Below are 6277 nucleotides of genomic sequence, written 5' to 3'. Positions count from 1 at the left end.
TCTCCTGCGGCAAAAACTTTCCTTTGACGTCGAATCTGTACTCCTGATAAAAAACCCGGTTGAGGGTGTCCCCACCCGAATAAGAGTACACGGTTCTGGATGTGCTCACGCTCAGTCGGAGGGCAGTTCGGGTATCCATAGACCAGTGGGAATGAACTCAGCCCGGGAACATTCGGGTGGGGACACCCTCAACCGGGCTGTTTCGGGAGGGGGAGACACCTTCAACCGAGCCGGGGACGTTCGGGTGGGGACACCCTCAACCGGGCTGTTTCGGGAGGAGGAGACGTCTTTAACCGAGCCTGGGGACGTTCGGGTGGGGACACCCTCAACCGGGGGGATTCGGGAGGAGGGGGCATCCTCAGCCCAGAGACATTCGAATGTTGATTCCGGATCGTCGGCGGCAGCGAGGTACCCCAGCCGCGTACTTTCGAACATGTTCGAATGTTGATTGCGGATCGTCGGCGGCAGCCAGGTACCCCAGCCATGTACTTTCGAACATGTTCGAATGTTGATTTCGGATCGTCGGCGGCAGCCAGGTACCCCAGCCGCGTACTTTCGAACATGTTCGAATGTTGATTGCGGATCGTCTGCAGCCGCTCCTTTCCCCTTTCTCCCTTTACTCCCTTACTTCCGCCGCGTCGTCCAGGCGGGAACGACGGTGATGATGGCGGGCACTTCGCCGGTGGCGTCGCGGATATCGACTTCGATGGTGACTTCGCCTTTGGGCTCGGTGCGGATGGCGTGGAGTTGTTCTTCCGTCAGCCGGGCGATGGCGCGGATTTGTCCGGAGGAGCGGCGGACGAACTGGGCATGCAGGCTTTTTACCAGTGGCAGACGATCGGGCGGCAGGTTCATGCCCATCATGGTGACGGCTACGGATTCGGCCAGGGTCATCATGGCACCGGCGTGGACTTGCCGGAGGTGGTTCTGCACGGCCCGGCGGTTGGGGACGTGGGCGATCCACTCCCGCTCCGATACTTTTTCGTAGTGGATGCGGCTGGTCCGGACGAAAGGCACCGCCATCTTGAAGGCAAAGTTGGTAGCCCAATTGCGCAAGCCTTTGGGGAGCTTTTCAATGCGGGCGAGGGCGTCGGCAATTACGTTGGACATGGCGGAGGGGGGTAGAATTAGATATTAAAAATAAGGGCGGGCCCTTGCAATAACCATACCGATTGATCTTCAATGGCCTTTAGAATGCAGTTCGGTAGTTTTGTAGTTCGGTAGTGGGGCATTGTGCACTACCGAACTACCGAACTGGCTCTCCGCTCCTTGACATTCCTTGCGTTTAACAGGACGGACCTGGCACCTGCGGCCGCGCCCGAGTGCCCTGCGGAAAAAATCAGCGGCGCTTTTTGATGCCCAGTACCCCAAGCAAGCCGCGGGTGAACTCGCGGGCTACCGTGCGGCCGATCTGCCGCGTGGTGGTGTTGTTGATGACCTGTTCGAAGATGGATTTCTCGCGCGGGGCGGCGCGGGAAGTGGTTTTGCGGGCCTTTTCTTTTTGTTTTTCCATCTCCTCCCGGTGCTCTAACTGAGCGGCGGCGGCGAGTTTTTTCTCCAGGATTTCGTAGGCGCTTTCGCGGTCGACGTCCTGGTTGTACTTGCGGGCCAGGGGGCTGTTGCGCACGAGGCTGGCGATTTCGGTGGCGGAGAGGATGTCCATGCGGCTTTCGGGGGCGCGGAGCATGGTGCGCACGAGCGGGGTGGGCCGGCCTTTGCGGTCGAGGGCGGTGACGAAGGCCTCGCCGGTGCCGAGCTCGGTCAAGACGGTATCCACATTATAGTACTCCGTGAGCGGGTAATTTTCGCTGGCCAGCTTGATGGCCTTGCGGTCTTTGGCGGTGAAGGCACGCAGGGCGTGTTGGACCTTGAGGCCGAGCTGGCCGAGGACGTCGCTGGGGATGTCGGCGGGGTTTTGGGTGACGAAAAAGATGCCGACGCCTTTGGAGCGGATGAGCTTGATGATGGACTGGAGCTGGTCGAGCAGGGCGTCGGTGGCCTCGTTGAAGACGAGGTGGGCTTCGTCAATGAAGATGACGAGTTTGGGTCGGTCGAGGTCGCCTGCTTCGGGGAAAGTGGCGTAGACTTCGGCGAGTAGTTGGAGCATGAAGGTGCTGAACAGCTTGGGCTTATCCTGGATGTCGGTGAGGCGAATGACGGAGACCATACCGCGGCCAAGTTCGTCGAGGCGGGTGAGGTCTTCGACGTCGAAGCTGACCTCGCCGAAGAAGCGTTCGGCGCCCTGGCTTTCGAGTTCAACGATCTTGCGCATGATCGCACCGGTACTGGCGGTGCTGAGCAGGCCGTATTCTGCTTCTACCTCTTTTTTGCCTTCCGTGGTGAGCCACTGGAGGATTTTGCGGAAGTCTTTGAGGTCGAGCAGCGGCAAATCATTGTCTTCGGCGTATTTGAAGGCGACGGCGACGATGCCGCCCTGGGTATCGTTGAGGTCGAGCATCTTGGAGAAGAGGACGGGGCCGAACTCAACCACCGTGGCGCGCAGGCGGGCACCGTCCTGGCCGGTAAGGCTGAGGAGTTCGACGGGGCTGGCGCTGGCGGTGAAGGGGATGCCGATGAGGGCGTGGCGCTCGTCGATTTTCGGGTGTGGGGCGGCGGCGGCGGCGATGCCGGAGAGGTCGCCCTTGATGTCCATCAACAGGCTGGGTACGCCCTCGCGGGAGAGCTGTTCGGCGATGATCTGGAGGGTTTTGGTTTTGCCCGTTCCGGTGGCTCCGGCGATGAGGCCGTGGCGGTTGAGGGTGCCGAGGGGGATACGGACCAGGGTGTTGGTCAGGGTTTCTTCACCGAGCATGGCTCCGCCGAGGACGAAGCTGGGTTCGGTGAAGGTGTAACTCGTTTCCATTTCCTGGCGGAAGCTTTCAATTTTGGACATTGTTCCAATCGTTTATGCGCGTATCGTATTTTTTCTTGCTGAAGGGCCAAAGATCGGGGTTCCCGCTGGCTTCGAGGGTGCTTTCCTGGTCTTTGGGCAGGAGATCCGGGAAGAAATCGATGCCGGTGGCGGCTTCTACATCGTCGATGCTCATGGCGTATTTCGTCAGGGGATCGAAGCTGATTGCGTTGGGGATGATGAAGCCGATGCCTTTTTGCTCGGGCCCTTCGAGGTCGAGCAAGACCTTGTAGTAGGCGGCGGGGATGGCGACGCGGTTTTCGCGGCCGATGGTGCCTTTGGGGTCTTGGGTCATGACGGGTCCGGTAACGACGTAGAGTCGTTCGAAGCGGTTGGCCCAGTCGCGGGTGAGTTCTTCGAGTTCGCGCCAGACGCCCTGGTTGAATTGCCGGGCCTGGGGGCTGATGTTGGAGAGGAGGAAAGTTTCGTCGGCCAGGGAGGCGTCGTAGGCGAAGTCGGCGAAGGGGGCAAGGTGTCCGCGGTCGTAGCCGGAGCCGCGGTAGTCGTTGTCGGTAGCGGAGCCGGTGCGGACGGCGGGGTCGGGGCGGAAGTTTTGGGGCCGGTCGGTCCACTCCCGTTTGAGGTTTTGGCGTTCGAGGAGGTAGGCTACCCATTCGGCCTGTTCCCATTCTTCGTCGTAGGATAGGCTGAAGCCGCGGTGGTCGATGCGTTGGCCGCTGGTGCCGGCGGGGGCGAAGTAGGCTTCGCCGGCGTAGTCGATGCGCTCGGGTTCGGGCTCGGGGTCGAGGGGGGTGCCGCCGAAGCTGGTGAAGAGCCAGACGAGGCCCGCCACGATGGCGCCGAAGATGCCGACCTTGGCGATGGTGCCGCCGGAGGCGGGGGTTCCCTGGGATGCGTGGTTGCGCCGGAGTTTTGCCATGGGTGCAAGGTACGGAATAGTGAATGAGTGAATGCGTGAATGAGTGAATGCGTGAATGCGTGAATGGGCTGCCGCGAGGGATAGGGGGCCAGACCATGAGGGGTGGGACGTTTGTGCCTTAGGGGGAGGGAAGGGGCTTGGGCTGGTGGGTTTTTGTCTGAATTTGGATTTGTTGGATTTGAGGATTTTTAAGATGCTCTGGGAGGTGGGCTTTTTTACCTGCGGGGTGGGGCGTGAGTTGCTGCTGGGTTTCTTGTCTGAATTAGGGTTTATTGGATTTTAAGATGGGGAAGATGGGGTGGGGGGCGGCGGGGAACCATGGTAAGGCCAACGTTCCATGGGCAACGTCACAAATAATCTTGAGGCATTGGGAAATCCCCAGAAGCTCACCCATCACGCATCCACCGTGTTTGCGCATTGCCGCTGCTCGATAATTGTCCTAGATGGAACATATTTGCAGCTACTCATGGGGCGTGAGAAATTGAAGATCACTCGCCTAGTAATTTGGCCTTTGCCTCATTCAATGTGGATAAGAGATCATCAAAGCCATAACTGGCTTCGAGGAAAGGTTTGAAAAATTGGATTTGGATGCCATTTTCCTGGTTGATCTCAAATACCATTTGATCATCATACCAAACTTCTGCTACAAGGTTGTCCATGTCCGGAATACTAGCTATTTCGATTGTGAATTTTTTCATAATTTTTACCGTCAGAACGGCGTTGTTGCTTGAATCGACTGACTGAAGCCTGATGGCTGAGGTGTGGAATTGGGGTGGGGTATATGCTTTTGGGTTTGCTGCAAAACAAGGTGGGTGTTAGTTATTCGTAGGCGTTAACCATCGATACAATTATAAATATTATCGCCGCCAACGCGGCTAGTAGGAAAAAGGATACCACATTAATCCCAACGTAATTTATTGATTTTCTGAATCCTGCAAAACAAATTACCATGGAAGGTAAACATCCAATGGCAACGGCTCCATTAAAAAAAGCAAACCTTGAAATTGATCTACGAAAAAAATGGTATTTGTCGACCCAATTTTATACACATACTTGTAAGTCTCTTCATATGCTAATGCTCCGATGGCATCATTTAAGTAAATTAAGCCTATCGCTCCAATTATTATTCCTAATATAATTTCTAGAGTGCGCATTTTTCAGGGATTATAGCGAACAATTAGAGAGGCTGACTCCTAGTCGTAGCGGAGAATATTGCCACAAAGGGTAGCCATTCTTTAGGGTGATTTAACAAGCATAATATATTTTTACAATAGCCTTGCCATTATTTAGGATTTGAATCCAACCTGAAAAATCTAGAACCTCAGTTGGGCAGCCTTCACAGGCAGCATTGCAAATTACAAATCCCCAATCACCTTGGATTCTCTGGAGTTCAAACGATAAACCTGAATAATCTATACTTTCTTCAACCAGGTCAGAACTTAAACTTGGTTCTTTTCGTAATGGATTAGCCTTGTCCGTCCCTATAAAGCTACTTTGCAAGTGTTCGGACGTATTTTCGTAAACCGTAAGCCCTTCAATATGCTCGATATACTTCAAGGAGTTATTTACCCTTATCGGATACCGTTTATCGCTGGTTATACTATCTGCCTCAAAAATGACTATAAAGTAATCTGGGTAGTAAGACCAAATTGAAAAAGCGGAATCACCTTGAAAGGAAGGTTCAATACTATTCAAGGGGATATTTCCAAACACAGTACCATGAGTATTGTAAATAGTGACAACGTTCACGTTTACAGGTTTTGAGTCTGTTTTAAGCCTCAAGAATCCGCTAAATAACTGTAGCAAGGGTTTCTCATTGGCAGGTAAAATACTGTCCTTCTTTGAATCTTTACTTGATTCAACGCTTTGTACAGTGTTTAGTATTTCGGTTTTATGGAAATCCTTTACATGTTCACTGGGGCTCTTCTTTGAGCACGCAGAATTAGCCATCGATAAAGCCAATATGTAAAAAACAAACTTTAGCATAATGTTAAATTTTATTTAGGTTCTCGTGAGTTTTACCTAAGCTCGGCTACACTTCTAATTACTCTTGGTCTGAACCCTTGCAAGGGCGTTGTTGCATGAATCGGCCGACTGAGGCCTCATAGCCAGGGGGGTGAAAGTTGGGCTGGAGCCCGTATCTTTGGATCTACTACAAAACAAGAACAAAGCGTCCAGCCCATGGCAAAGATAAAGAAAGACGAGCGATTCGAGGCCACAACTAAGGAGAAATATACTGTTGTCAACTGGTCGGAGTATAACAAAGCGCTAGAGAATCGGGGGAACATCACCTTTCTTATTAACGAGGACGTCATCCAGAACTGGTACAGTGAGGAGCCTGCGCAACGAGGCGCACAGTTTCGTTACAGTGACACTTGCATCGAGACAATGATGATGTTTAAAACTGTTTTTCGATTGCCATATCGACAGGCCCGTGGATTTGCTGTGGGCATCCTCAATCTAATGGGGCTGTGCGATCTTGATGT

Annotated in this window: 7 protein-coding genes; 1 reads left to right on the top strand and 6 read right to left on the bottom strand. The window is 53.8% G+C overall.

Going from position 1 to position 6277, the window contains the following annotated elements:
* Positions 1–624: 624 nt before the first annotated feature.
* From H9S92_RS17810 to H9S92_RS17785, 6 genes are all read right to left on the bottom strand, one after another.
* Complete coding sequence (locus H9S92_RS17810) at positions 625–1110, bottom strand: DUF4442 domain-containing protein (RefSeq protein WP_187468055.1); 486 nt, start codon at positions 1108–1110, stop codon at positions 625–627.
* 229 nt (positions 1111–1339) lie between these two features.
* Positions 1340–2893 carry a helicase HerA-like domain-containing protein gene (locus H9S92_RS17805; protein WP_187468054.1) on the bottom strand — a complete coding sequence of 518 codons (1554 nt, stop codon included), beginning with the start codon at positions 2891–2893 and terminating at the stop codon, positions 1340–1342.
* The gene (locus H9S92_RS17800; protein WP_187468053.1) at positions 2880–3791 is read right to left on the bottom strand and encodes a DNA/RNA non-specific endonuclease; all 912 of its coding nucleotides are present in this window, start codon (positions 3789–3791) and stop codon (positions 2880–2882) included. Before H9S92_RS17800 ends, H9S92_RS17805 begins: the two co-directional genes overlap by 14 nt.
* Before the next feature lie 488 nt (positions 3792–4279).
* The gene (locus tag H9S92_RS17795) at positions 4280–4489 is read right to left on the bottom strand and encodes a hypothetical protein (RefSeq protein WP_187468052.1); all 210 of its coding nucleotides are present in this window, start codon (positions 4487–4489) and stop codon (positions 4280–4282) included.
* Positions 4490–4735: 246 nt separating this feature from the next.
* Entirely contained in the window at positions 4736–4945 is a 210-nt protein-coding gene (locus tag H9S92_RS17790) for a hypothetical protein (protein WP_187468051.1), read from the bottom strand.
* 91 nt (positions 4946–5036) lie between these two features.
* Entirely contained in the window at positions 5037–5777 is a 741-nt protein-coding gene (locus tag H9S92_RS17785) for a hypothetical protein (protein ID WP_187468050.1), read from the bottom strand.
* A gap of 195 nt (positions 5778–5972) precedes the next feature.
* On the opposite strand from H9S92_RS17785, the gene H9S92_RS17780 reads away from it, so the two are divergent.
* The coding region (locus H9S92_RS17780; RefSeq protein WP_187468049.1) for a transposase at positions 5973–6277 on the top strand (305 nt) is incomplete at its 3' end.

The sequence above is a fragment of the Neolewinella lacunae genome (assembly GCF_014349155.1).
GTDB lineage: Bacteria > Bacteroidota > Bacteroidia > Chitinophagales > Saprospiraceae > Neolewinella > Neolewinella lacunae.
This window is presented reverse-complemented; position numbering and strand designations above follow the sequence as displayed.

Excerpts from the sequence above, each read along its gene's own strand:
- H9S92_RS17810 (WP_187468055.1), bottom strand. The coding sequence starts at position 1,110 with ATGTCCAACGTAATTGCCGACGCCCTCGCCCGCATTGAAAAGCTCCCC.
- H9S92_RS17805 (WP_187468054.1), bottom strand. The coding sequence starts at position 2,893 with ATGTCCAAAATTGAAAGCTTCCGCCAGGAAATGGAAACGAGTTACACC.
- H9S92_RS17800 (WP_187468053.1), bottom strand. The coding sequence starts at position 3,791 with ATGGCAAAACTCCGGCGCAACCACGCATCCCAGGGAACCCCCGCCTCC.
- H9S92_RS17795 (WP_187468052.1), bottom strand. The coding sequence starts at position 4,489 with ATGAAAAAATTCACAATCGAAATAGCTAGTATTCCGGACATGGACAAC.
- H9S92_RS17790 (WP_187468051.1), bottom strand. The coding sequence starts at position 4,945 with ATGCGCACTCTAGAAATTATATTAGGAATAATAATTGGAGCGATAGGC.
- H9S92_RS17785 (WP_187468050.1), bottom strand. The coding sequence starts at position 5,777 with ATGCTAAAGTTTGTTTTTTACATATTGGCTTTATCGATGGCTAATTCT.